Source organism: Pseudomonas sp. BP8, from assembly GCF_017875955.1.
Lineage (GTDB): Bacteria > Pseudomonadota > Gammaproteobacteria > Pseudomonadales > Pseudomonadaceae > Aquipseudomonas.
This window is the reverse complement of sequence record NZ_JAGINK010000001.1, coordinates 4,830,724-4,854,009: the sequence shown is the minus strand read 5'-3', so window position 1 is coordinate 4,854,009 and position 23,286 is coordinate 4,830,724. Positions and strand designations below refer to the sequence as shown.

Below are 23,286 nucleotides of genomic sequence, written 5' to 3'. Positions count from 1 at the left end.
CCCCTCCGCACGCCCATCAATAATCCGCCGGCGCCTCAAGCAACATCTGCCTGAACTCCTGCAGCGGCAGCGGCCGGCTATGCAGATACCCCTGATACAGGTAACACCCCAGCCGCTCAAGAAACTCCAGCTGCTCGGTCAACTCCACCCCCTCGGCAATCACCGATAACTCCAGGCTACGCGCCATGGCCACGATAGCCCGGACAATCTCGGCATCATTGGAATCAATCGGCGCATCACGAACAAACGTCTGGTCGATCTTCAACGTATCCACCGGCAAGCGCTTGAGGTAGGTCAGCGACGAATAGCCCGTGCCGAAATCATCCATGGCAAAACTCACCCCATAACGCTTCAGCTCGCGCATCTTGCCAATGGTGTCTTCCAGGTTCTGGATAACGATCCCTTCAGTGATTTCTAGCTTGAGCATGTGCCGCGGCAGGCGGTAGTCATCCAGGCTACGCAGTACCCGTGCGACAAAATCGTTCTGGCGAAACTGCCGCGGGCTGATGTTGACGCACAGGCTGAAGTCATCGGCATCGATCAGGCCGTCCTCAAGCATGCGCGCACAGGCATCGCAGGCTTCGTCGAGAATCCAGCTGCCTACTTCCAGAATCAAGCCGCTTTCTTCCAGCACCTGAATAAACTGCGACGGCGCTTGCTGGCCCAGTTGCGGGTGATGCCAGCGCAGCAGGACCTCGGCACCGACAATACGGTTATCCCGTGCATCCACCTGCGGCTGGAAGTGCAGCGCCAGTTCACCCCGAGCCAGTGCCAGGCGCAGGTCGTTTTCCATGCGCAGGCGCTCGCTGGCCGCCTTCTGCATGGTGGTGTGGAACAGTTGCGTGGTGTTGCGCCCGGAATCCTTGGCCCGGTACAGGGCGATATCCGCGCGCTTGAGCAGATCGGCCGGCGTTGCACCGTGGTCGGGGATCAGCGCCACGCCGATACTGGGGGTAACCTGCAGGCGCTGGCCGTCCAGCGACATGGGCTCGGCCAGCAGCTCACGCAGGGTATCGGCCAGTTGGCGGACTTTGCTTTCGACCGCTTCGCGGCTGCCCTCAAGGCCGCTCAACAGCACCACAAACTCGTCGCCTCCCAACCGCGCGACGGTGTCCTCAAGGCGCACGCTGGCTTCCAGGCGAGCGGTGATGATCTTCAGCACCGTGTCGCCCACCGGGTGGCCGAGCGAGTCGTTGATGTGCTTGAAGTGGTCCAGGTCGAGAAACAGCAGGGCACCGCGCAGGTTGTGCCGCTTGAGCAGGGCAATCTGCTGGCTCAGGCGGTCCATCAGCAGGGCGCGGTTGGGCAGGTTGGTCAGCGGGTCGTGATAGGCCAGGTGGCGGATCTGCGCCTGGGCGTTTTTCAACTGGCTGACATCGCGGGCGGTGAGCAGCAGGCAATCGCTTTCATTCAGGCTGATCGGCTCTACCGACACTTCGACCGTAAGGATATCGCCACGCTTGTTGCGCCCAAGCATCTCCCGGTGATGCACCCGGCCGCGCTCCTTGAGCTCGCTGAGCAGGGCGCCGCGCTGCTTGTCGTCGGCCCAGATGCCGATTTCGTACACCGAATGGCCGACCACTTCGGCAGCGCTGTAACCGGTCAGCCGGCAGAAGCCATCGTTGACCTCCAGGTAGCGGCCAGTATGGCGGTCGGTGATGGTGATGGCGTCAGGGCTGGAGTGAAACGCCTTGGCGAACTTCTCCTCACTGGCCTTGAGCGCCGCTTCAGCGCGTTGCTGCTGGGTGATGTCGCGCAGCGAGGTGACACTGCACGGCTGGTTGTCGACCGTGATCAGGCGGCTGGAAATGACGCAGGTCAACGGCGTGCCTCTGCGGTGGTTGACCACCACGGCGACGTTGCTCAGGGCCTGCTCACGGATGACCTGTTCAATGCGGTGCGCCCGTTCGGCTGATTCGGCCCACAGGCCAATCTCTTCGGCAGTGCGGCCGATGACCTGCTCGGCGCGCCAGCCGAAGGTCTGGGTAAAGGCCGGATTGACCTCGATGAACTGGCCCGAGTCCTGGCGAGTCACGCAGATCGGGTCGGGGCTGACCTGAAACAGGCTGGCGAACTTTTCTTCCGATGCGCTCAGGCGTTGTTCGCGTTCGACCTGGTCGGTGATGTCGAGCAAGGTGCCGGCCATCCGCAGTGGGTTGCCCTGTTCGTCACGGTACAGCCGTGCGCGGCTTTCGATGTAGCGCGAGGCGCCGTTTTCCAGCTGTACCCGGTAGGTGATCTGATAGTTGCCTGCTGGCCCTTCGCGCAAGCTCCGATAGGCCTGGCGCATGACGCTGCGCTCATCTTCAGGTACGCCCTCGAAAAACGCCTCGAACGACTCGTGGAACGGTACCGGATCGAGCCCGTGCAGTTGCGCGGCGCGGGCCGAGCCATACAGCATGCCGCTGGGGATGTGCCAGTCCCAGGTGCCCAGTTGCGCCGAATCCAGGGCCAGGTCGAGGCGCTCCTGGCTGTCCTTGAGTGCCAGTTCGGCGCGTTTGCGCTCGGTGGTGTCGACAAAGGTGCTGATCAGGAAGTTGACGCCCTCAAGCTCGATGCCCTGGGTGCAGAGGATGCCATCGTGGACCTTGCCGCTGCTGGCGCGAAACTGCACCTCCATGCTCACCGGGCCGGCCGTGTTGCGGGTGGCCTCGAGCATCTGCAGGCGCTGTTGGGGGTCTACCCACAGGCCCAGTTCGACGCTGGTCTTGCCCACCACATGGGCGCCAGGCCAGCCGAACATGTCCTCGAAGTGCTGGTTGACCTCGAACAGCATGCCGTCGTTGCGGCGGCTCAGCAGAATCGCGTTGGGGCTCAGGTGAAAGAGGGTCGCGAAGCGTTTTTCCGAGTTGATCAGCGCGGTTTCCCGTTCGCGTTGCCGGGTAATCTCGCGGATCACCCCGATCATCTGCCTGCGGCCGTGCCGGTCGTGGGTCAGGCTTCCGCTGATCTCCAGCCAGTGCAGGCTGCCATCGGGCCAGCGAATGCGGTGGCGCATGGCCTGCTCGATCGGCTCGCCATTGACCACCGCCTGGAAAGCCAGGCGGGTGCGGGCACGGTCCTCCTCGGGCAGCAGGTCGAGGTAGTCGATGTCGCCGGGCAGTGGCCGTTGTGGATCGAAACCGAACAACGCCTGGGTGCCGCGCGACCAGCTGATCCGCCCACTCTCGATATCCCACAGCCAGGCCCCCAGCCGCGCGCCATTGAGGGCGGCGAGCAGTTGCGGGGCGTTCTGCCAGGCTTGTTCCGACTCCTGAGGGTCAGCCGCAGGAATGCGCGGCAGACGCGGAAAGCGGTTCACTGATTTGGGCATCGATACCAGACCTTTGGCGAATGACGCGTCCCTGAGAATGAAATGCCGTGCTGACGACCGGTCAGGCGGTCCCTGAGTGGCTGTCGAGCAGGGCCATGAAAGCCCTGGCCGCGTTCGACAGTGTTCGCTCGGTGTGCAGAATGTAGCCTAGCTGTCGCGACAGCTTTACGCCGGGTAAAGCGATGGGTGCAACTTGCTCATCAAGCATGGTTCTGGGCAGTACGCTCCAGGCCAGGCCGATCGAAACCATCATCTTGATGGTTTCCAGGTAGTTGGTGCTCATGGCGATATTTGGCGTCAGGCCCTGGCTCTCGAACAGGCGCTGGACAATATGGTGAGTAAAGGTGTTACCGCCCGGAAATACCGCCGGATGCCGGGCTACGTCGGCCAGGCTGACCTCGCCGTTGCTCGCCAGCGGATGCTCGGGGGCGGCGACGAAGTCCAGCGGGTCGTCCCATACCGTCACGGCGCGGACCAGGTGATGCGGTTCGGGCGCCAGGGTGATGACCGCGATCTCGGCCCGGCCATGGAGAACTTCATCGTAGGCCGCTTCTGAATCAAGAAACTGAATATCCAGTGCCACCGACGGGAATTGCCGGGTAAATGCCCGCAGCAGCGGCGGCAAACGGTGCAGGCCGATGTGGTGGCTGGTGGCCAGGGTCAGGCGACCCGTCACTTCACCGGTCAGATTGGTCAGTGCACGTCGGGTATCGTCGAGTACATTGAGTATCTGGTAGGCGCGCGGCAGCAGTGCGCGTCCGGCTTCGGTCAGGGTGATTTCCCTGCCCAGCCGATCGAACAGGCGTACGTCCAGTTGCTGCTCAAGCCCGGCGATGCGTTTGCTGATTGCCGGTTGGGTCAGGTGCAGTCGCTCGCCCGCGCCAGAGAAGCTGCCGGTCTCGGCAATCGCGATAAACGCACTGAGGTTGGCCAGGTCCACCTTTCGTATTCCTTTTGGTTATCCAAAGCATAAAAATTATGAATTTGAGTTATTCAATCTAACCCCATAGCATCGACCGTACAAGCCAAGGGGTTATTGGCATAGAAAGACGCTGATGAGGAACAGTCTGATGGCTGGCAAAACGCTCTACGACAAACTCTGGGATGCGCATGAAGTCAAGCGACGCGACGACGGCTCGTCCTTGATCTACATCGATCGCCACATCATTCACGAAGTGACGTCGCCCCAGGCTTTCGAAGGCCTGCGCCTGGCCAATCGCAAGCCTTGGCGGATCGACGCCAACATCGCCACGCCTGACCACAACGTGCCGACCACGCCTGAGCGCAAGGGCGGCATCGAGGCCATCGCCGACCAGGTTTCGCGCCTGCAAGTGCAGACCCTCGATGAAAACTGTGACGAATACGGCATCGTCGAATTCAAGATGAATGACGAGCGCCAAGGCATCGTCCACGTCATCAGCCCGGAGCAGGGCGCTACCCTGCCGGGCATGACCGTGGTCTGCGGTGACTCGCACACCTCGACCCACGGCGCTTTCGGCGCACTGGCCCATGGCATCGGTACCTCCGAGGTTGAGCACGTGCTCGCCACCCAGTGCCTGGTCGCCAAGAAAATGAAGAACATGCTGGTGCGCGTCGAAGGCCAATTGCCTGAAGGCGTCACCGCCAAGGACATCGTCCTCGCCGTGATCGGCAAGATCGGCACCGCCGGCGGCAATGGCCATGCCATGGAGTTTGCCGGCAGCGCCATCCGCGAGCTGTCGATGGAAGGCCGCATGACCATCTGCAACATGTCGATCGAGGCCGGTGCCCGCGTTGGCCTGGTGGCGGTGGACGACATCACCATCGACTATGTCGAAGGCCGTCCCTACGCGCCGACCCCAAGCCAATGGCCGCAAGCGGTGCAAGCCTGGCGTGGGCTGGTGTCCGACGCCGACGCGGTGTTCGACACCGTGGTCGAGCTGGACGCTGCGCAGATCAAGCCGCAGGTCAGCTGGGGCACGTCGCCGGAGATGGTCCTCGCCGTCGACCAGCGCGTGCCGGACCCGGCTGCCGAACCTGACTTGATCAAGCGTGGCTCGATCGAGCGCGCCCTCAAGTACATGGGCTTGAACGCCAATCAGGCGATCACTGATATTCGTCTGGATCGGGTGTTCATCGGCTCGTGCACCAACTCGCGGATCGAAGACCTGCGTGCCGCCGCCTTCATCGCCAAGGGTCGTAAAGTTGCCGCCAACGTCAAGCAGGCGTTGGTCGTGCCGGGCTCGGGCCTGGTCAAGGCTCAGGCCGAGCGCGAAGGGCTGGACAAGATCTTCATCGAAGCAGGCTTCGAATGGCGTGAACCCGGTTGCTCGATGTGCCTGGCGATGAACCCGGACCGCCTGGAAAGCGGCGAGCACTGTGCCTCGACCTCCAACCGCAACTTTGAAGGCCGGCAGGGCGCAGGCGGGCGTACCCACCTGGTGAGCCCGGCGATGGCCGCCGCCGCCGCGGTGACCGGTCACTTCATCGATGTCCGCGAGTTGATTCCAGGGAGCGCAGCATGAAAGCCTTTACCCAGCACACCGGCCTTGTCGCACCCTTGGACCGCGCCAACGTCGACACCGACCAGATCATTCCCAAGCAGTTTCTCAAGTCGATCAAGCGCACCGGCTTCGGCCCCAACCTGTTCGACGAGTGGCGCTACCTGGATGTCGGCCAACCCTACCAGGACAACAGCAAGCGCCCGCTGAACAAGGACTTCGTGCTCAACCACGAGCGTTACCAGGGCGCCAGCGTGCTGATTGCCCGGGAAAACTTCGGTTGCGGTTCGAGCCGTGAGCACGCGCCGTGGGCATTGGACGAATATGGCTTTCGCAGTGTGATCGCGCCGAGCTTTGCCGACATCTTCTTCAACAACAGCTTCAAGAACGGCCTGCTGCCGATCATCCTCAGCGATGAGGAAGTCGATGAACTGTTCAAGCAGGTCGAGGCCATTCCGGGCTACCAGCTGACCGTCGACTTGCAGGCGCAGGCGGTAACCCGCCCGGATGGCAAGGTCCTGCACTTCGAGATCGACGCGTTCCGCAAGCATTGCCTGCTCAATGGCCTGGATGACATTGGCTTGACCCTGCAGGACGCAGAGGCCATCAAGGTCTTCGAGCAGCAGCACCGCGCCAGCCAGCCTTGGTTGTTCCGCGACGTCTGACGTTATTGCGTGATCGAGCCGGCCTCTTTGCGGGGCAACCCCGCTCCCACAGGATGTGTGTACCCCACCGTACCTGCAGGAGCGGGCTTGCCCCGCGAAGAGGCCGCTACAGGCAACACCCGATAAAGGAATTCATCGATGACCAGCACCACCCACACCGACGTCGTCCAGCGCCAGTTCGGCGAGCAGGCCAGCGCCTACCTGAGCAGCGCCGTGCACGCCCAGGGCAGCGAGTTCGCTCTGCTCCAGGCCGAACTTGCCGGGCGTGCCGATGCCCGTCTGCTGGACCTGGGCTGTGGTGCCGGGCATGTCAGTTTCCATGTCGCGCCATTGGTCGCCGAGGTCGTCGCCTACGATTTGTCGCAATCGATGCTCGACGTGGTCGCCAGTGCCGCCGCAGCGCGTGGCCTGGCCAATATCAGCACCGAGTGCGGCGCCGCCGAACGTCTGCCGTTCGCCGATGCCTCGTTTGATTTCGTGTTCAGCCGTTACTCCGCGCATCACTGGAGCGACCTTGGCCTGGCCCTGCGCGAAGTGCGTCGGGTGCTCAAGCCGGGTGGGGTGGCGGCGTTCGTCGACGTCATGTCGCCGGGCAGCCCGTTGCTCGATACCTACCTGCAAAGCGTTGAAGTGCTGCGCGATACCAGTCATGTGCGCGACTATAGCGCCGCCGAATGGCAGCGCCAGGTCAGCGAGGCCGGCCTGCATGTGCGCAGCCATAGTCGTCAGCGGCTGCGCCTGGAGTGGCAGTCCTGGGTCGAGCGCATGCGTACCCCTGAGCCGCTGCGCCTGGCCATTCGCCAATTGCAGCAAGCCATGGGCGAGGAAGTGCGGCAGTATTACCAGATCGAAGCCGATGGCTCGTTCAGCACCGATGTGCTGGTGTTGTGGGCTGAGCGCTAGTTTTTTCCGGTGGGGCCGAGACGGCCGCGCCGTTTGAATGGATAGAGGAAAGCATGAGCAAGCAGATTCTGATTCTCCCAGGTGATGGCATTGGTCCGGAAATCATGGCCGAGGCGGTCAAGGTGCTGGAGCTGGCCAACGACAAGTTCCAGCTCGGTTTCGCCCTCGAGCACGACGTCATCGGTGGCGCTGCCATCGACAAGCATGGCGTGCCGCTGGCCGATGAAACCCTGGAGCGTGCGCGTAACGCCGATGCTGTGCTGCTGGGCGCCGTCGGTGGGCCGAAGTGGGACAAGATCGAGCGTGACATCCGCCCGGAGCGCGGCCTGCTGAAGATCCGCGCGCAGCTGGGCCTGTTCGCCAACCTGCGTCCGGCTATCCTCTACCCGCAGCTGGCCGATGCTTCGTCGCTGAAGCCGGAAATCGTTGCTGGCCTGGATATCCTGATCGTCCGCGAACTGACCGGTGGCATCTATTTCGGTGCCCCACGTGGCCAGCGCGAGCTGGACAACGGCGAACGCCAGGCCTACGACACCCTGCCGTACAGCGAGAGTGAGATCCGCCGCATTGCTCGCGTCGGCTTCGACATGGCCCGTGTACGTGGCAAGAAGCTGTGCTCGGTCGACAAGGCCAACGTGCTGGCTTCCAGCCAATTGTGGCGTGAAGTGGTCGAGGATGTGGCCAAGGACTATGCAGATGTCGAATTGAGCCACATGTACGTCGACAACGCTGCCATGCAACTGGTGCGTGCGCCCAAGCAGTTCGACGTGGTAGTGACCGACAACATGTTCGGTGACATCCTGTCGGATGAAGCTTCCATGCTGACCGGTTCCATCGGCATGCTGCCGTCTGCATCGCTGGATGCCGACAACAAGGGCATGTACGAACCGTGCCACGGCTCGGCTCCGGACATCGCCGGGCAAGGCATCGCCAACCCACTGGCGACCATCCTCTCGGTCTCGATGATGCTGCGTTACAGCTTCAATCAGCAGGCCGCCGCCGAGGCGATCGAGCAGGCCGTGAGCCTGGTGCTGGATCAAGGCCTGCGCACCGGTGACATCTGGTCGGCGGGTTGCACCAAGGTCGGTACGCAGGAAATGGGCGACGCAGTAGTCGCAGCACTGCGGAATCTGTAATCTCTCTGGCCCGTCACCGTTCTCTGTCGGTGGCGGCCCACTTTTAGCGAAGGTGTAGTTGCGATGAAACGTGTAGGTCTGATCGGTTGGCGTGGAATGGTCGGTTCCGTGCTCATGCAGCGGATGCTCGAAGAGCAGGATTTCGACCTGATCGAGCCAGTGTTCTTCACCACCTCCAATGTCGGTGGCCAGGGTCCGAACGTGGGCAAGGATATTGCTCCGCTCAAGGACGCTTACAACATTGAAGAGCTCAAGACCCTCGACGTCATCCTGACCTGCCAGGGCGGCGACTACACCAATGAGGTCTTCCCCAAGCTGCGCGAAGCCGGTTGGCAGGGTTACTGGATTGACGCCGCATCGTCGCTGCGCATGCAGGATGACGCGGTGATCATTCTCGATCCGGTCAATCGCAAGGTGATCGACCAGCAGCTCGATGCCGGGACCAAGAACTACATCGGCGGCAACTGCACCGTCAGCCTGATGCTGATGGGCCTGGGTGGCCTGTTCGAAGCCGGTCTGGTCGAGTGGATGAGCGCCATGACCTACCAGGCTGCCTCTGGCGCCGGTGCGCAGAACATGCGTGAGCTGATCAAGCAGATGGGCGGTATCAACGCTGCGGTCACCGACGAGCTGGCCAACCCGGCCAGTGCCATCCTCGACATCGACCGCAAGGTCGCCGAGGCCATGCGCAGCGAAGCGTTCCCGACCGAGAACTTCGGCGTACCGCTGGCGGGCAGCCTGATCCCCTGGATCGACAAAGAATTGCCCAATGGCCAGAGCCGTGAGGAATGGAAGGCCCAGGCCGAGACCAACAAGATCCTCGGTCGCTTCAAGAGCCCGATCCCGGTCGACGGTATCTGCGTGCGCATCGGTGCCATGCGTTGCCACAGCCAGGCACTGACCATCAAGCTGAACAAGGATGTGCCCCTGGCGGACATCGAAGGCATGATCAGCCAGCACAACCCTTGGGTTAAGCTGGTGCCGAATCAGCGTGAGATCAGCATGCAGGAGCTGAGCCCGACCAAGGTCACCGGTACCCTGAACGTACCGGTCGGTCGTCTGCGCAAGCTGAACATGGGTTCGCAATACCTGGGCGCGTTTACTGTTGGCGACCAGCTGTTGTGGGGCGCTGCCGAGCCGCTGCGGCGCATGCTGCGGATTCTGCTGGAGCGTTGATCGCGCCCGGTATGATCCTCAACCCGTGCTCGTGATGAGCGCGGGTTTTTTGTTTGTGGGGTGTGGATGCAATGCCGATTGCCCTGCCAGAAGGTACCCCCAGCCGGCTAATCCAAGTAAAGTGCCGCTCCCGCCGTTCCAGCAGAGGATTTCCCCATGACTCAACCCCTAGACATCGCCGTCATCGGCGCCACCGGTAGCGTCGGTGAAACCCTCGTGCAGGTCCTCGAAGAACTCAGCTTTCCGGTCCAGACCCTGCACCTGCTGGCCAGCATGGAATCTGCCGGCAGCAGCGTGATGTTTGCCGGCAAGAAAGTCCGCGTGCGCGAAGTCGACAGCTTCGACTTCAGCCAGGTCAAACTGGCCTTCTTTGCCGCTGGCGCTGCCGTCAGCCACAGCTTCGCGCCCAAGGCGCACGCCGCCGGCTGCACCGTCATCGACCTGTCGGGTGGCCTCGACCAAGCGCTGGCGCTGGTCCCGGAAGCCAATGGCGAGCTGCTCGCCACACTGAGCCTGCCGGCGCTGATCACCAGCCCAAGCGCCGCCGCCGTTGCCCTGGCCGTCACCCTGGCGCCGCTCAAGGAACTGCTCGATATCGAGCGGGTGCAGGTCATGGCCAGCCTGGCGGTCTCGGCGCAAGGCAAAGAGGCGGTCAGTGAGCTGGCCCGACAGACCGCCGAGCTGCTCAATGCACGGCCGCTGGAACCGCGCTTCTTCGACCGCCAAATCGCCTTCAACCTGCTGGCCAGGGTCGGTGCCAGCGACGAGCAGGGTCACACCGCCGTCGAGCGCCGCCTGGTCAGCGAACTGCGCGTGCTGTTGGGGATGCCGGCGCTGAAGATTTCCGTCACCTGCGTTCAAGTCCCGGTGTTTTTCGGCGATAGCTTGAGTGTGACTGTGCAAAGCCGGCGTCCAGTGGACCTGGCAGCGGTCAATCAGGCCCTCGAAGCCGCTGAAAGTGTCGAATTGGTCGAATCGGACGATTATCCGACCCCAGTTGGTGACGCGGTGGGCCAAGACGTGGTCTATGTTGGTCGTGTACGTCATGGAATTGATGAACAAGAGCAGCTCAACCTCTGGCTGACCACCGACAATGTGCGCAAAGGCGCGGCGCTCAACGCTGTGCAAGTGGCGCAATTGTTGATTAAACACATAGCGTAAAAGATACTGCTGAGCAATTTTTGTCCTGCACCACACGCAGGTTTCGGGACGATTCATACAAGGGAAGAGGTCATGCTTCGAATTCGCAAACTGGTTCTGGCCATGGCGGCAGCGTCGGCGCTGTCGTCTGGCATGGCGAATGCCCTGGGGTTAGGTGAGCTGACCCTCAAGTCGGCACAGAACCAGCCGCTGGACGCCGAGATCGAGTTGCTCGATGTGCGCGACCTCTCCGCTGGCGAAGTGGCACCCAGCCTCGCCTCGCCGGAAGATTTCGCCAAGGCCGGAGTGGCCTATCCGTCCTACGTCGAGGACCTGACCTTCACCACGGTGATCAACCCCAACGGCAGAAGTGTGCTGCGGGTGACCTCCAGTCGTCCGGTGGCGGAGCCGATGGTCAAGTTCCTGGTCCAGGTGATGTGGCCGCAAGGCCGCCTGCTGCGCGACTACAGTGTGCTGCTTGACCAGGCTCAGGCCCAAGGCAAACAGCCAGCGGCGGCAAACATTGCCCCGGCGGTGAGTGGTGCGGCCAATTACACCACCCAGCGCCGCGATACCCTTTGGCAGATCGCTGCACGCAACAGCCAGGGCGGTTCGGTTCAGCAGACCATGCTGGCGATCCAGGCGTTGAACCCGGATGCCTTCATCGGCAACAACATCAACCAGCTGAAGGTTGGCCAGGTCTTGCGCCTGCCTGATCAACAGCAGATCCAGAGTATCCCCCAGGGTGAAGCGAATCGCGATGTGGCCGAGCAGTATGCGGCCTGGCGCGAAGGCCGTCGTCTGGGGCCGCGCGCCCGCCAGCTCGATGCCACCCGGCGTGGCGCAGCCGAGGCGGCGCCGTCCCAGATCGCTCAAGGTGACAACCTGCGTCTGGTCACTCCGGGGGCTCAAGCTGGCGCGGGCAATGCCAAGGCCGTCAACGACAAGTTGGCAGTCGCTCAGGAAAGCCTCGACACCACCCGTCGCGACAACGACGAGCTGAAGAGCCGCATGGCCGACCTGCAGAGCCAGCTCGACAAGCTGCAGCGTCTGATCGATTTGAAAAACGACCAGCTGGCGCGCCTTGAAGCGCAGGGCGCCGTAATACCGCCGCCTGCGAGCACCTTGCCAGGTGAGTCCGCACCGGCGCAGCCGGCTGTTGATGCTCAGGCGAACGGTGCCGAGCCGGTGGTCGCGCCCGCACCTGCGGCAGTCGATACCGCGCCCGACGCGGCGCCCGACGCGGCGCCTGGCGACGCCGCCAAACCACAACAGAGCGCGCTCGACGAGTTACTGGGTAACCCGTTGCTGCTCGCCCTGATCGCCGGTTCGACGTTCCTCGTATTGCTCTTGCTGCTGTTGCTTCTGGCGCGTCGGCGCAAGGCCCAGCAAGAGGCCGAGAAGCACCTGCGCATGGCCCGCGCCTTGTCGGAGGAGGGCGGCAGTGTTGCTGATCTTGATTTGGCGCCTAACAGCTTCGAAGGCCTGGATCTGCCACCGCCAAGCGTGACCCTGGCGCCAGGCGTGGTGGCTGCTTCTGCCGCTGCTGCCACGGCGGCAGAAAAACCGGTTGTGCCGGTTGTGCCGGTTGTGGTGCCGGTGCCAGTGCCGGAGGCTGAAGCTGAGGCTGAACAAGACCCAACTGCCAAGCTGCTGGCCGAAGCGGACCAGAGCCTGGCCGAAGGCCGTTTGAATCACGCCGCCGATCTGCTCGAGCCAGCCGTAGCTGCTGCGCCAGAGCGTGATGATCTGCGCTTGAAACTGATGGAAGTCTACGCCCGTCAAGGCGACCAGAATGCCTTTGCTGATCAAGAGCGCCAGTTGGCCGCCAATGAGCACAATCAGGTTGAAGTCGCGTCGCTGAGAGAGCGTTTCCCGGCGATGGTCGCGGTGGCTGTCGCGGGTCTGGGTGCTGCTGCGCTGGCTGCCGAGATGGACGAACAGTACGTGCAGGAGCTGCTCGAGGACGAGCACGCTGTGCCGGTTGCCGATGAGCTTGAGCCCGAGCCGGTGGCTGACGATCTCGAGCCTGATCCCGTGTTCGAGGCCGAGCCGGTGGTAGATGACCTCGAGCCTGATCCAGTGCTCGACGCTGAGCCTGTGGTCGCTGACCTTGAGCCTGATCTGTTGTTCGATGAGGAGCAACTGGCTGCAGACGTCACCCCCACCGAAGAGAGCGATCTGGACAGTGCCTTTGATCTGAGCCTGGACGACGAACTGGCGGCGGCTGATCCGCTCGATACGCCGATGCTCGATGAGGTTGTGGCTGGGCCAGAAGTAGAGCTCCAGGTGCCTGATGTGACCGAACCGGTGCTCAGCGAAACGGACGCTGACGACGATTTCGAAGCATTGCTGGCGCAGGCCCAGGCCGAGCCACAGGGCGTCGATGAGCTGGCGGATTTTGATCTGGATGTCGGTGAGCCGAGTGCAGCAGCGCCGGCCGAAGAGGCGCCGGTGGACGTTGCTGCGGAGTTGGCCGCTTTCGACGAGATCCCGGCGTTCGATCCGGTCTCCGAGCTGGATCTGCCAAGTGACTTCGACCTGTCGCTGTCACTGGATGATGAGTCGCCTGCGGCGAAGAGCTTTGCGTCGGAGCTGGATGACGTCAACGCCGAGCTGGACAAACTCTCGCAGAACCTCGAAAGCCCTTCGCTGGAGCCGCAGTTCACTGCCGCGGATGCTGCGCAGGAGCCTGAGCCGTTGGACGACCTGGACTTCGACTTCTTCTCGGGTGCAGATGAAGTGGCCACCAAGCTCGACCTGGCGCGTGCCTACATCGACATGGGGGATCATCAGGGCGCTCGGGACATCCTCGATGAGGTGGTCAAGGACGGCGACGAGGGGCAGCGTGGCGAGGCTCAGGACATGCTGTCGCGGTTGGTCTGAGGCCAGCCTGCGGCGGCGCACCCTTCGCGGGGCAAGCCCGCTCCTACAGGTTCTGCGGTGTAGGCTAGCCCTCTCACACCGCTGATCCACCTGCAAACCCCCGCTACGGCAGCCCAGACGGCTGCCGTTGTCGTTATAATGGCGCCTTTCGTTTCATCCACAGGTTTCAGTTACTTGGACATCATCGACATCGATCCGGCCGAATCGGCGGCCGAAGGCTATTCGCGCATCGCCCTCGGCGTTGAGTACAAGGGCGCTCGCTACCGCGGCTGGCAGCGCCAGTCCAGTGGCGTGCCGAGCGTTCAGCAAGCCCTGGAACAGGCCCTGTCGAAGGTGGCCAATGCGCCAATCACCGTTGCCTGCGCCGGGCGCACCGACGCCGGTGTACATGCCTGCGGTCAGGTCGTGCATTTCGATACCAGTGCCGTGCGTGATGAACGCGCCTGGACCATGGGCACCAATTTCAACCTGCCCCGAGATATCAGTGTGGCCTGGGCGCAGCCGATGCCGGCGGACTTCCATGCCCGCTTCAAGGCCACCGCGCGGCGCTACCGCTATGTCATCTACAACGACCCGATCCGCCCGGCGCACCTCGCCGAAGAGGTGACCTGGAACCACCGGCCGCTGGACGTCGAGCGGATGGCCGAGGCTGCCGCGTATTTGCTCGGTACCCACGACTTCAGTGCTTTTCGCGCCAGTCAGTGCCAGGCCAAGTCACCGATCAAGACCATGCATCACCTGCGGGTCAGCCGCCACGGGCAGATGATCGTGCTCGACCTGCGTGCCAGCGCGTTCCTCCATCACATGGTGCGCAACATTGCCGGCGTGTTGATGAGCATTGGTACAGGCGAGCGGCCGGTGGCCTGGATGCGTGAGGTGCTGGAGAGTCGCGATCGCCGTGAGGCGGGCGTCACCGCGCATCCGTATGGCCTGTACCTGGTGCAGGTGGAGTACCCGCAGGACTTCATCCTGCCCCAGCGTTACATCGGCCCACACTTTCTTAGCGGTTTCGACACGCTGGCGGACTGACGGCGCAGAGGTCATTTGCTAACATCCGGCCTTCGCCGATTACTCAAGGTTCGCTGTCCATGAGCAACGTTCGCAGCAAGATCTGCGGGATTACCCGCATCGAAGACGCCTTGGCCGCCGCCGACGCCGGCGCCGATGCCATCGGCTTCGTCTTCTATGCCAAGAGCCCGCGTGCGGTAGACGTGCGCCAGGCGCGGGCAATCATTGCCGAGCTGCCGCCATTCGTTACCACGGTCGGCCTGTTCGTCAATGCCTCACGCTGCGAGCTCAACGAGATCCTCGAGGTGGTGCCGCTGGACCTGCTACAGTTCCACGGCGACGAAACCCCGGCCGATTGCGCAGGCTATCACCGGCCCTGGATGAAGGCGCTGCGGGTGCGTCCCGGGGATGACCTCGAGGCTGCCTGCCAGCACTACGCCCAAGCCAGCGGTATCCTGCTGGATACCTTTGTCGCCGGCGTGCCTGGGGGGACCGGCGAGGCGTTCGACTGGTCGTTGGTGCCGCCGCAATTAAGCAAGCCGATTATCCTCGCCGGTGGGCTGACGCCGGATAACGTCGCCCAGGCGATTGCCCAGGTCCGCCCGTACGCGGTGGATGTCAGTGGTGGGGTAGAGCAGGCCAAGGGCATCAAGGACGCGGCGAAGATCGAAGCCTTCCTGCGTGCGGTGAAGCAGGCATGAAGGCAGATGTGACGGCTGCTCGTGCGCCATCGTCCATAACGTTCGCAGCCGTGTGCTGCCACGAGCAGGAGCGGGCGTCAGCGACGCCTGCATGACAGATTGAAGAAGGTACGGTTGTTCGGCTGGCCCCGCCCATCAGCGGTCCCCGAAACCGGCCCTTCATCGTTTCATTGAAGATTGAGTTCAAGGGCAGGGCTTGGCCGGCCAGACCGGTCCCCGCCCGCCAAATACTGGAGAAAGAAAGCATGAGCAACTGGTTAGTCGACAAACTGATCCCTTCGATCATGCGTTCCGAGGTGAAGAAGAGCTCGGTGCCGGAAGGCCTGTGGCACAAATGCCCGGCCTGCGAGAACGTGCTGTACCGTCCGGAGCTGGAAAAGACCCTCGATGTCTGCCCCAAGTGCAACCATCACATGCGTATCGGCGCACGCGCGCGCATCGACATCTTCCTCGACGCCGACGGTCGTGCCGAGCTGGGTGCCGACCTCGAGCCGGTCGACCGCCTGAAGTTCCGCGATGGCAAGAAGTACAAGGACCGTATCGTCGGCGCGCAGAAGCAGACCGGTGAGAAAGACGCCCTGATCTCCATGAGCGGTAGCCTGATGGGCATGCCGATCGTGGTCAGCGCCTTCGAGTTCTCCTTCATGGGTGGCTCGATGGGCGCCATTGTCGGTGAGCGTTTCGTCCGTGCGGCCAACTATGCGCTGGAAAACCGCTGCCCGATGATCTGCTTCTCCGCTTCCGGCGGTGCACGCATGCAGGAAGCGCTGATCTCGCTGATGCAGATGGCCAAGACCTCCGCGGTGCTGGCGCGTCTGCGCGAAGAAGGCATCCCGTTCATCTCGGTGTTGACCGACCCGGTCTACGGTGGTGTTTCCGCCAGCCTGGCAATGCTCGGCGACGTCATCGTTGGTGAGCCCAAGGCACTGATCGGCTTCGCCGGCCCGCGCGTGATCGAGCAGACTGTTCGCGAAAAGCTGCCTGAAGGCTTCCAGCGCAGCGAGTTCCTGCTTGAGCACGGTGCGATCGACCTGATCATTTCCCGTCATGAGCTGCGTCCACGTCTGGCCCGCCTGCTGGCACAGATGACCGGTCAGCCGACGCCGGCTGAAGCCCAGGAAGTGGCGGCCGTCGCGTAATGAGCCAACGTACCCTCGGCGAGTGGCTCGCCTATCTCGAGCAGTTGCACCCTTCGGCCATCGATATGGGCCTGGAGCGTTCGCAACAGGTGGCGCAGCGGCTCGGGCTGGGCAGGCTGGCGCCCCGGGTGGTGACGGTTACCGGCACCAACGGCAAGGGCTCGACCTGCGCCTTTGTTGCCACGCTGCTGCAGGCGCAGGGCCTGCGCGTCGGCGTCTACAGTTCTCCGCACCTGCTGCGCTACAACGAGCGGGTGCGTATCGATGGCGTCGATGCCAGTGATGAATGCCTGTGCCAAGCCTTCGCCGCCGTTGAGGCGGCGCGGGGCGAGATTTCCCTGACCTACTTTGAAATGGGCACCCTGGCAGCGTTCTGGCTGTTCCAGCAGTCTGCACTGGATGCTGTGGTGCTCGAAGTCGGCCTGGGTGGCCGTCTGGATACGGTCAACCTGGCGGATGCCGACCTGGCCTTGGTGACCAGCATTGGCGTCGACCATGTCGATTACCTGGGCGATACCCGCGAGTCGGTGGCGTTCGAGAAGGCCGGTATCTTCCGGTCGGGCAAGCCCGCCTTGTGCGGTGATCTCGATCCCCCTCAGCCGCTGCTGGACAAGGCGCGTGAGCTGGCCTGCCCGTTATTCCTGCGGGGGCGCGAGTTTGACCTGGTCAGCGGCGACGGCCACTGGCAATGGAGCGGCCGCCAGCTGGATGGTACGCCGGTCACCTTGGCTGACCTGCCGCTGCTCGATCTGCCCATGGAGAACGCCGCACTGGCGTTGCAGGCTTACCTGCTGATGGGGCTGGCGTGGGACGCCGCGCAGATCCGTCAGGCGCTGCTCGATACCCGCATCACCGGTCGTCTCGATCGCCGTGTGCTGGCGTGGCAGGGCAAGCGCGTGGAGCTGCTGCTGGATGTGGGGCACAACCCGCATGCTGCGCAATACCTCGCCCGCCGCCTGGCGGCGCGACTGCCGCAAGGCAAGCGTCTGGCGGTGTTCGGCTTGCTCGCCGACAAAGACCTGGAGGGTGTGATTGCACCGCTGCAGGGCCTGGTCGAGCGATGGGCGGTAGCGCCGCTGGATACACCGCGCAGTCGTCCGGCGGATGAACTTGCCACGGCCTTGACGAACCATGGCGCTGCGGTGAAGTCTTATGCCAGTGTCGAGGCCGCTTTGGCAGGGCAGTGCGCACTGGCGACGGCGGATGATCAGATCCTGCTGTTCGGTTCGTTTTTCTGTGTCGCCCAGGCGCTGGAATGGCTTGAGCGGCAGGCTCCTGAGGGTGGAGTAGATGGCAGTGCTGGATAAGGGAATGAGACAGCGCATGGTCGGTGCGCTGGTGCTGGTGGCGCTGGCGGTGATCTTCTTGCCGATGCTGTTCACCCGTGAGGATGAAATGCGCAAGGTTCAGGTCGAGGCGCCGCAGGCGCCGGCCATGCCGAGTTTGCCCCAGGTGCAGGTCGAAACGATCCAGGTGCCTGAGCAGCAGCCGCTGGCTGATCAGCCGCCGGTGGTGGTCGATGAGTCGACCTCGGCGCCGAGTGCGCCGAGCCAGCCGATTGCACCGGCGCCTACGGCTGTGCCGCCTGCAGAAGCCCCAGTGGCGAAGCCGCAGGCGCCAGCAGTGGCCGCCAAGCCTGCCCCTGCTGTGAGTACCGCCAAGCCGGCCGCAGCGTCGAAGATCGATGCCAACGGCCTGCCGGTGAGTTGGTCGATCCAGCTGGCCAGCCTGTCCAATCGGGCCGGTGCTGACAATCTGCAAAAGACCTTGCGCAGCCAGGGTTACAACGCCTATATCCGTTCGGCTGACGGCATGAACCGGGTGTATGTAGGGCCGTTGATCGAGCGTGCGGAGGCCGAGCGCCTGCGTGATGTGATCAATCGCCAGCAGAAGCTCAAGGGCTTTGTGGTGCGTTTCCAGCCGGAACGCAGCTGAGGTTTTGCTGTTTCGGGGGCCGCTTTGCGGCCCTTTCGCGACACAAGGCCGCTCCCACAGAGTGCTGCGCCAAGCTGACAGGCGCTGTGCAAGCTATGGGAGCGGCCTTGTGTCGCGAAAGGACCGCAGCGCGGTCCCGGAGGCCTACCGACTATTACCCCTGACATTCCGCTTACCCCCAGCCCGCCGCTCTGATAAAATGCGCCGCCTCAAACGTCTGCAGGCAGCACCGTGGCATTTACCTGGGTTGATTGGGCGATCATCGCGATCATCGCCGTTTCCACATTGATCAGTCTTACGCGCGGCTTCGTCAAGGAAGCCCTGTCGCTGATCATCTGGATAGTGGCCGGCGCGGTAGCCTGGATGTTCGGTGGTTCGTTGTCGCAGTACCTGGAAAGCTATATCCAGACGCCTTCGGCACGGGTCATCGCTGGCTGTACGATTCTTTTTGTCGCCACCCTGATAGTGGGGGCGATGCTCAACTTCCTGATCGGCGAGCTGATCCGCGTAACCGGGCTGTCCGGTACCGACCGCTTCCTGGGCATGGCCTTCGGCGCCGCCCGTGGCGCATTGCTGGTCGTCGTGGCAGTCGGGCTATTGAGCCTGGGCCCGGTGCAGCAGGATCCGTGGTGGCAGGAATCGCGCCTGATACCACAATTTCTATTGGTCGCTGACTGGTCGAAAAACCTTATCCTGGGTTTCACCAGCCAGTGGATGTCCAGTGGGGTCAGCGTACCTGCTGATCTTCCGTTCAAGGAACAGTTGCTAGGGCCATCCAGGCCTTGAGCGCTATTCACTCAAGTTTCATCAAAGTAGGGGTTGCGTCGCATGTGTGGCATCACCGGTATTGTCGGTAAGTCGAACGTCAATCAGGCGCTGTATGACGCGCTAACGGTCCTCCAGCACCGCGGCCAGGATGCTGCCGGTATCGTGACCAGCCATGATGGCCGGTTGTTCCTGCGCAAGGATAATGGCCTGGTGCGCGACGTCTTCCAGCAGCGTCACATGCAGCGCCTGGTCGGCCACATGGGCATTGGCCACGTGCGCTACCCGACTGCGGGCAGCTCGACCTCGGCCGAAGCTCAGCCGTTCTACGTCAACTCGCCGTACGGCATCACCCTGGCGCACAACGGCAACCTGACCAACGTCGAGCAGTTGGCCAAGGAGATCTACGAGTCTGACCTGCGCCACGTCAACACCAACTCCGACTCCGAAGTCCTGTTGAACGTGTTCGCTCACGAGCTGGCCGTGCGCGGCAAGCTGCAGCCCACCGAAGAAGACGTGTTTGCCGCGGTTTCCCACGTGCATAGCCGCTGTGTCGGTGGTTACGCCGTGGTAGCGATGATCACCGGCTACGGCATCGTCGGCTTCCGTGATCCTAACGGCATCCGTCCGGTGGTATTCGGCCAGCGTCACACCGACGAGGGCGTCGAATACATGATCGCCTCCGAAAGCGTGGCCCTGGATGTGCTCGGCTTCACCCTGATCCGTGACCTGGCGCCGGGCGAGGCGGTGTACATCACCGAAGGTGGCCAGCTGTACACCAAGCAGTGCTCGACCAACCCGCAGCTCAAGCCGTGCATCTTCGAACACGTCTACCTGGCCCGCCCTGACTCGATCATGGACGGTGTCTCGGTGTACAAGGCGCGTCTGCGCATGGGCGAGAAGCTGGCCGAGAAGATCCGCCGCGAGCGTCCCGAGCATGACATCGACGTGGTCATCCCGATTCCGGATACCAGCCGTACGGCTGCGCTGGAACTGGCCAACCACCTGGGCGTCAAGTTCCGCGAAGGCTTCGTCAAGAACCGCTACATCGGCCGTACCTTCATCATGCCCGGCCAGGCCGCGCGCAAGAAGTCGGTCCGCCAGAAGCTCAATGCCATCGAACTGGAGTTCCGCGGCAAGAACGTGATGCTGGTCGACGACTCGATCGTACGCGGCACCACCTGCAAGCAGATCATCCAGATGGCCCGCGAGGCCGGTGCGAAGAATGTCTACTTCTGCTCCGCCGCCCCCGCTGTGCGTTACCCCAACGTCTACGGCATCGACATGCCGAGCGTACACGAGCTGATCGCCCACAACCGTACCACCGACCAGGTGGCCGAGTTGATCGGCGCCGACTGGCTGATCTATCAGGACCTCCCGGACCTGATCGAATCGGTCGGTGGCGGCAAGATCAAGATCGAACACTTCGATTGTGCGGTGTTCGACGGTGAGTACGTCACCGGCGACATCGACGACGCCTACCTGGAGCGCATCGAGCAGAATCGCAACGATGCGGCGAAGGTCAAGAATCAGGCAGTCAGCGCGATCATCGACCTGTACAACAACTGATTTGGGAGCGACGGCATGACGGATCAATGGGATGCCGGGCGACTGGACAGCGACCTCGAGGGTGTCGGTTTCGACACCCTGGCGGTCCGCGCCGGTCAGTACCGCACGCCTGAGGCGGAGCACAGCGACGCGCTGTTCTTCACCTCCAGCTATGTGTTTCGCACGGCCGCCGATGCGGCCGCGCGCTTTGCTGGCGAAACGCCAGGCAATGTCTACTCGCGCTACACCAACCCGACCGTGCGTGCCTTCGAGGAGCGCCTGGCGGCGCTGGAAGGCGCCGAGCAGGCCGTGGGCACCTCTACCGGCATGTCGGCCATCCTCTCCACGGTGATGGCGCTGTGCAGCGCCGGTGATCATGTGCTGGTGTCGCAGAGCGTGTTCGGTTCGACCATCAGCCTGTTCGAGAAGTACTTCAAGCGCTTCAGCGTGCAGGTGGACTACGTGCCACTGGCCGACCTCAGCGGCTGGGAAAAAGGCATCAAGGACAACACCAAGCTGCTGTTCGTCGAGTCGCCGTCCAACCCCTTGGCCGAGCTGGTCGACATCGCCGCGCTGGCCGAGATTGCCCACGCCCGTGGGGCGATGCTGGTCGTCGACAACTGCTTCAGCACCCCGGCGTTGCAGCAGCCGCTCAAGCTGGGTGCCGATATCGTCGTGCACTCGGCGACCAAGTTCATCGACGGCCAGGGCCGTTGCATGGGCGGGGCGGTGGCTGGCCGCAGCGAGCAGATGAAAGAAGTGGTGGGCTTCCTGCGTACCGCAGGCCCGACCCTCAGCCCGTTCAACGCCTGGGTGTTCCTCAAGGGCCTGGAAACGCTCAAGCTGCGCATGCGTGCCCACTGTGAGAGCGCCCGCGCCCTGGCGCTGTGGCTGGAGCAGCAGGATGGCGTGGAGAAGGTCCACTACGCGGGCCTGGCGAGCCATCCGCAGCATGAGCTGGCCAAGCGTCAGATGAGTGATTTCGGTGCTGTGGTCAGCTTTGAGGTCAAGGGCGGCAAAGACGGCGCCTGGCGCTTCATCGACGCCACGCGGCTGCTGTCGATTACGGCCAACCTGGGTGACAGCAAAACCACCATCACCCACCCGGCGACCACTTCCCACGGCCGCTTGTCGCCGCAGGAACGTGAAGCGGCGGGCATTCGTGACAGCCTGATCCGCATCGCGGTCGGCCTGGAAGATGTGGCTGATCTGCAAGCCGACCTGGCGCGTGGGTTGGCAGCGCTGTGATCGACTGGAAGGGTGGCGAGCCAGACCATAACGGTCGGGTAGCCCTGGTTACCGGTGCCGCTCGCGGCATCGGCCTGGGCATCGCCGCCTGGCTGATCTGTGAGGGTTGGCAAGTGGTCTTGAGTGACCTTGATCGCCCGCGTGGCGCCAAGGTGGCCAAGGCGCTCGGTGACAATGCCTGGTTCATCACCATGGATGTCGCCGACGAAGCGCAGGTCAGTGCGGGGGTTTCCGAGGTGCTTGGCCAGTTCGGTCGCCTCGATGCGCTGATTTGCAACGCGGCGATCGCTAATCCACACAACCACACCCTGGAGAGCCTGAGCCTGTCTCAGTGGAACCGGGTGTTGGCAGTAAACCTGAGCGGGCCGATGTTACTGGCCAAGCACTGTGCGCCGTATCTGCGCGCGCACGGTGGGGCGATCGTCAACCTGACCTCGACCCGCGCCCGGCAATCCGAGCCTGACACCGAAGCCTATGCCGCAAGTAAGGGCGGCCTGCTGGCGTTGACTCACGCTCTGGCGATGAGCCTGGGCCCGGAGATTCGCGTCAACGCGGTCAGCCCCGGCTGGATCGATGCGCGTGATCCGGCTGAGCGCCGTGCCGAGCCGCTGAGCGAGGCAGACCATGCCCAGCATCCGGCGGGCAGGGTAGGGAAGGTCGAGGATGTGGCGGCGCTGGTTGCCTGGCTGTTGTCCAGGCAGGCGGGGTTCGTTACCGGGCAGGAGTTCGTGGTCGACGGCGGCATGAGCCGCAAGATGATCTACACCTGATCAGCACGCTGTACGTTGCATGCTAAAAGAGGGGGCCGCGAGGCCCCTTTCCTGTTTGTGGCGAAGAGAGCTCGAAAGCGCAATCAGCCCGGCTTTTTCTTGCCGCCTGCTGCTTGCCGGTGAAAGCTGCTTTCCAACCTTTTTGAAAAAAATTCAATGGGGGTATTGACTTAGCATCGGTACCTGCGTAAATTTCGCGGCCTCAGCGAAGCAAACGTAACACGCAACACAAGCAGCACAATGGGTGATTAGCTCAGCCGGGAGAGCATCTGCCTTACAAGCAGAGGGTCGGCGGTTCGATCCCGTCATCACCCACCACTTCCTGAGATGTTCCTGGTCTGAAGGTTCGAAAGAAGCTTCAAGCCTGAGAGGAACAGGACGCAAGTCCACACTGCGCAGCGGTAGTTCAGTCGGTTAGAATACCGGCCTGTCACGCCGGGGGTCGCGGGTTCGAGTCCCGTCCGCTGCGCCAT

Annotated in this window: 18 protein-coding genes and 2 tRNA genes; 18 read left to right on the top strand and 2 right to left on the bottom strand. The window is 63.0% G+C overall.

What is annotated here, in order from left to right; translation table 11 throughout:
- Positions 1–16 precede the first annotated feature (16 nt).
- Both J3B00_RS21255 and J3B00_RS21250 read right to left on the bottom strand, forming a co-directional pair.
- On the bottom strand, positions 17–3,313 hold the full coding sequence (locus tag J3B00_RS21255; RefSeq protein WP_209871486.1) for a PAS domain S-box protein: 3,297 nt from the start codon (positions 3,311–3,313) through the stop codon (positions 17–19).
- Between the two features lie 61 nt (positions 3,314–3,374).
- Positions 3,375–4,253: a LysR family transcriptional regulator gene (locus J3B00_RS21250; RefSeq protein ID WP_209871483.1), complete on the bottom strand. Its 879-nt coding sequence runs from the start codon at positions 4,251–4,253 to the stop codon at positions 3,375–3,377.
- Positions 4,254–4,383: 130 nt separating this feature from the next.
- Between J3B00_RS21250 and leuC the strand changes: the two genes are divergently transcribed.
- The 18 genes from leuC to J3B00_RS21160 all read left to right on the top strand — a co-directional run bounded on the left by leuC (position 4,384) and on the right by J3B00_RS21160 (position 23,285).
- Positions 4,384–5,817 carry a 3-isopropylmalate dehydratase large subunit gene (leuC, locus tag J3B00_RS21245; RefSeq protein ID WP_209871480.1) on the top strand — a complete coding sequence of 478 codons (1,434 nt, stop codon included), beginning with the start codon at positions 4,384–4,386 and terminating at the stop codon, positions 5,815–5,817.
- Positions 5,814–6,458, top strand: a complete 645-nt coding sequence (gene leuD / locus J3B00_RS21240; protein ID WP_209871477.1) for a 3-isopropylmalate dehydratase small subunit — start codon at positions 5,814–5,816, stop codon at positions 6,456–6,458. The genes leuC and leuD overlap by 4 nt, the downstream gene beginning before the upstream one ends.
- Before the next feature lie 138 nt (positions 6,459–6,596).
- A complete protein-coding gene (locus tag J3B00_RS21235) occupies positions 6,597–7,361 on the top strand; it encodes a class I SAM-dependent methyltransferase (protein WP_209871474.1) in 765 nt (254 codons plus the stop codon).
- A 53-nt stretch (positions 7,362–7,414) separates the two neighbouring features.
- Positions 7,415–8,497 (top strand): 3-isopropylmalate dehydrogenase, encoded by a 1,083-nt coding sequence (gene leuB / locus J3B00_RS21230; RefSeq protein WP_209871470.1) that lies wholly within the window; start codon positions 7,415–7,417, stop codon positions 8,495–8,497.
- A gap of 63 nt (positions 8,498–8,560) precedes the next feature.
- Positions 8,561–9,673 (top strand): aspartate-semialdehyde dehydrogenase, encoded by a 1,113-nt coding sequence (asd, locus tag J3B00_RS21225; protein WP_209871467.1) that lies wholly within the window; start codon positions 8,561–8,563, stop codon positions 9,671–9,673.
- Positions 9,674–9,829: 156 nt separating this feature from the next.
- The gene (locus tag J3B00_RS21220; RefSeq protein WP_209871463.1) at positions 9,830–10,834 is read left to right on the top strand and encodes an aspartate-semialdehyde dehydrogenase; all 1,005 of its coding nucleotides are present in this window, start codon (positions 9,830–9,832) and stop codon (positions 10,832–10,834) included.
- A gap of 72 nt (positions 10,835–10,906) precedes the next feature.
- On the top strand, positions 10,907–13,699 hold the full coding sequence (locus J3B00_RS21215) for a FimV/HubP family polar landmark protein (RefSeq protein ID WP_209871459.1): 2,793 nt from the start codon (positions 10,907–10,909) through the stop codon (positions 13,697–13,699).
- Between the two features lie 138 nt (positions 13,700–13,837).
- Positions 13,838–14,728: a tRNA pseudouridine(38-40) synthase TruA gene (gene truA, locus J3B00_RS21210; RefSeq protein ID WP_209871456.1), complete on the top strand. Its 891-nt coding sequence runs from the start codon at positions 13,838–13,840 to the stop codon at positions 14,726–14,728.
- 59 nt (positions 14,729–14,787) lie between these two features.
- Positions 14,788–15,408: a phosphoribosylanthranilate isomerase gene (locus J3B00_RS21205; RefSeq protein ID WP_209871452.1), complete on the top strand. Its 621-nt coding sequence runs from the start codon at positions 14,788–14,790 to the stop codon at positions 15,406–15,408.
- A gap of 245 nt (positions 15,409–15,653) precedes the next feature.
- Positions 15,654–16,547 carry an acetyl-CoA carboxylase, carboxyltransferase subunit beta gene (gene accD, locus J3B00_RS21200; protein ID WP_209871449.1) on the top strand — a complete coding sequence of 298 codons (894 nt, stop codon included), beginning with the start codon at positions 15,654–15,656 and terminating at the stop codon, positions 16,545–16,547.
- Positions 16,547–17,854 carry a bifunctional tetrahydrofolate synthase/dihydrofolate synthase gene (folC, locus tag J3B00_RS21195; protein ID WP_209871446.1) on the top strand — a complete coding sequence of 436 codons (1,308 nt, stop codon included), beginning with the start codon at positions 16,547–16,549 and terminating at the stop codon, positions 17,852–17,854. The genes accD and folC overlap by 1 nt, the downstream gene beginning before the upstream one ends.
- Positions 17,838–18,482: an SPOR domain-containing protein gene (locus J3B00_RS21190; protein WP_209871443.1), complete on the top strand. Its 645-nt coding sequence runs from the start codon at positions 17,838–17,840 to the stop codon at positions 18,480–18,482. The genes folC and J3B00_RS21190 overlap by 17 nt, the downstream gene beginning before the upstream one ends.
- A gap of 231 nt (positions 18,483–18,713) precedes the next feature.
- On the top strand, positions 18,714–19,268 hold the full coding sequence (locus J3B00_RS21185; RefSeq protein WP_209871440.1) for a CvpA family protein: 555 nt from the start codon (positions 18,714–18,716) through the stop codon (positions 19,266–19,268).
- 42 nt (positions 19,269–19,310) lie between these two features.
- Positions 19,311–20,816 (top strand): amidophosphoribosyltransferase, encoded by a 1,506-nt coding sequence (gene purF, locus J3B00_RS21180; protein ID WP_209871437.1) that lies wholly within the window; start codon positions 19,311–19,313, stop codon positions 20,814–20,816.
- 15 nt (positions 20,817–20,831) lie between these two features.
- Entirely contained in the window at positions 20,832–22,043 is a 1,212-nt protein-coding gene (locus J3B00_RS21175; protein ID WP_209871435.1) for an O-succinylhomoserine sulfhydrylase, read from the top strand.
- Positions 22,040–22,813 carry an SDR family oxidoreductase gene (locus tag J3B00_RS21170; RefSeq protein ID WP_209871431.1) on the top strand — a complete coding sequence of 258 codons (774 nt, stop codon included), beginning with the start codon at positions 22,040–22,042 and terminating at the stop codon, positions 22,811–22,813. Before J3B00_RS21175 ends, J3B00_RS21170 begins: the two co-directional genes overlap by 4 nt.
- A 242-nt stretch (positions 22,814–23,055) precedes the next feature.
- Positions 23,056–23,131, top strand: a tRNA-Val gene (locus J3B00_RS21165).
- A 77-nt stretch (positions 23,132–23,208) separates the two neighbouring features.
- Positions 23,209–23,285 (top strand) — tRNA-Asp (locus J3B00_RS21160).
- Position 23,286: the final 1 nt, after the last annotated feature.

What these genes read in the sequence shown, in the direction of transcription:
- leuB (WP_209871470.1), top strand. Translation starts at nt 7,415, where the DNA reads ATGAGCAAGCAGATTCTGATTCTCCCAGGTGATGGCATTGGTCCGGAA.
- J3B00_RS21235 (WP_209871474.1), top strand. Translation starts at nt 6,597, where the DNA reads ATGACCAGCACCACCCACACCGACGTCGTCCAGCGCCAGTTCGGCGAG.
- leuC (WP_209871480.1), top strand. Translation starts at nt 4,384, where the DNA reads ATGGCTGGCAAAACGCTCTACGACAAACTCTGGGATGCGCATGAAGTC.
- J3B00_RS21175 (WP_209871435.1), top strand. Translation starts at nt 20,832, where the DNA reads ATGACGGATCAATGGGATGCCGGGCGACTGGACAGCGACCTCGAGGGT.
- J3B00_RS21205 (WP_209871452.1), top strand. Translation starts at nt 14,788, where the DNA reads ATGAGCAACGTTCGCAGCAAGATCTGCGGGATTACCCGCATCGAAGAC.
- truA (WP_209871456.1), top strand. Translation starts at nt 13,838, where the DNA reads ATGGCGCCTTTCGTTTCATCCACAGGTTTCAGTTACTTGGACATCATC.
- leuD (WP_209871477.1), top strand. Translation starts at nt 5,814, where the DNA reads ATGAAAGCCTTTACCCAGCACACCGGCCTTGTCGCACCCTTGGACCGC.
- asd (WP_209871467.1), top strand. Translation starts at nt 8,561, where the DNA reads ATGAAACGTGTAGGTCTGATCGGTTGGCGTGGAATGGTCGGTTCCGTG.
- accD (WP_209871449.1), top strand. Translation starts at nt 15,654, where the DNA reads ATGAGCAACTGGTTAGTCGACAAACTGATCCCTTCGATCATGCGTTCC.
- J3B00_RS21215 (WP_209871459.1), top strand. Translation starts at nt 10,907, where the DNA reads ATGCTTCGAATTCGCAAACTGGTTCTGGCCATGGCGGCAGCGTCGGCG.
- J3B00_RS21220 (WP_209871463.1), top strand. Translation starts at nt 9,830, where the DNA reads ATGACTCAACCCCTAGACATCGCCGTCATCGGCGCCACCGGTAGCGTC.
- folC (WP_209871446.1), top strand. Translation starts at nt 16,547, where the DNA reads ATGAGCCAACGTACCCTCGGCGAGTGGCTCGCCTATCTCGAGCAGTTG.
- J3B00_RS21255 (WP_209871486.1), bottom strand. Translation starts at nt 3,313, where the DNA reads ATGCCCAAATCAGTGAACCGCTTTCCGCGTCTGCCGCGCATTCCTGCG.
- J3B00_RS21190 (WP_209871443.1), top strand. Translation starts at nt 17,838, where the DNA reads ATGGCAGTGCTGGATAAGGGAATGAGACAGCGCATGGTCGGTGCGCTG.
- purF (WP_209871437.1), top strand. Translation starts at nt 19,311, where the DNA reads ATGTGTGGCATCACCGGTATTGTCGGTAAGTCGAACGTCAATCAGGCG.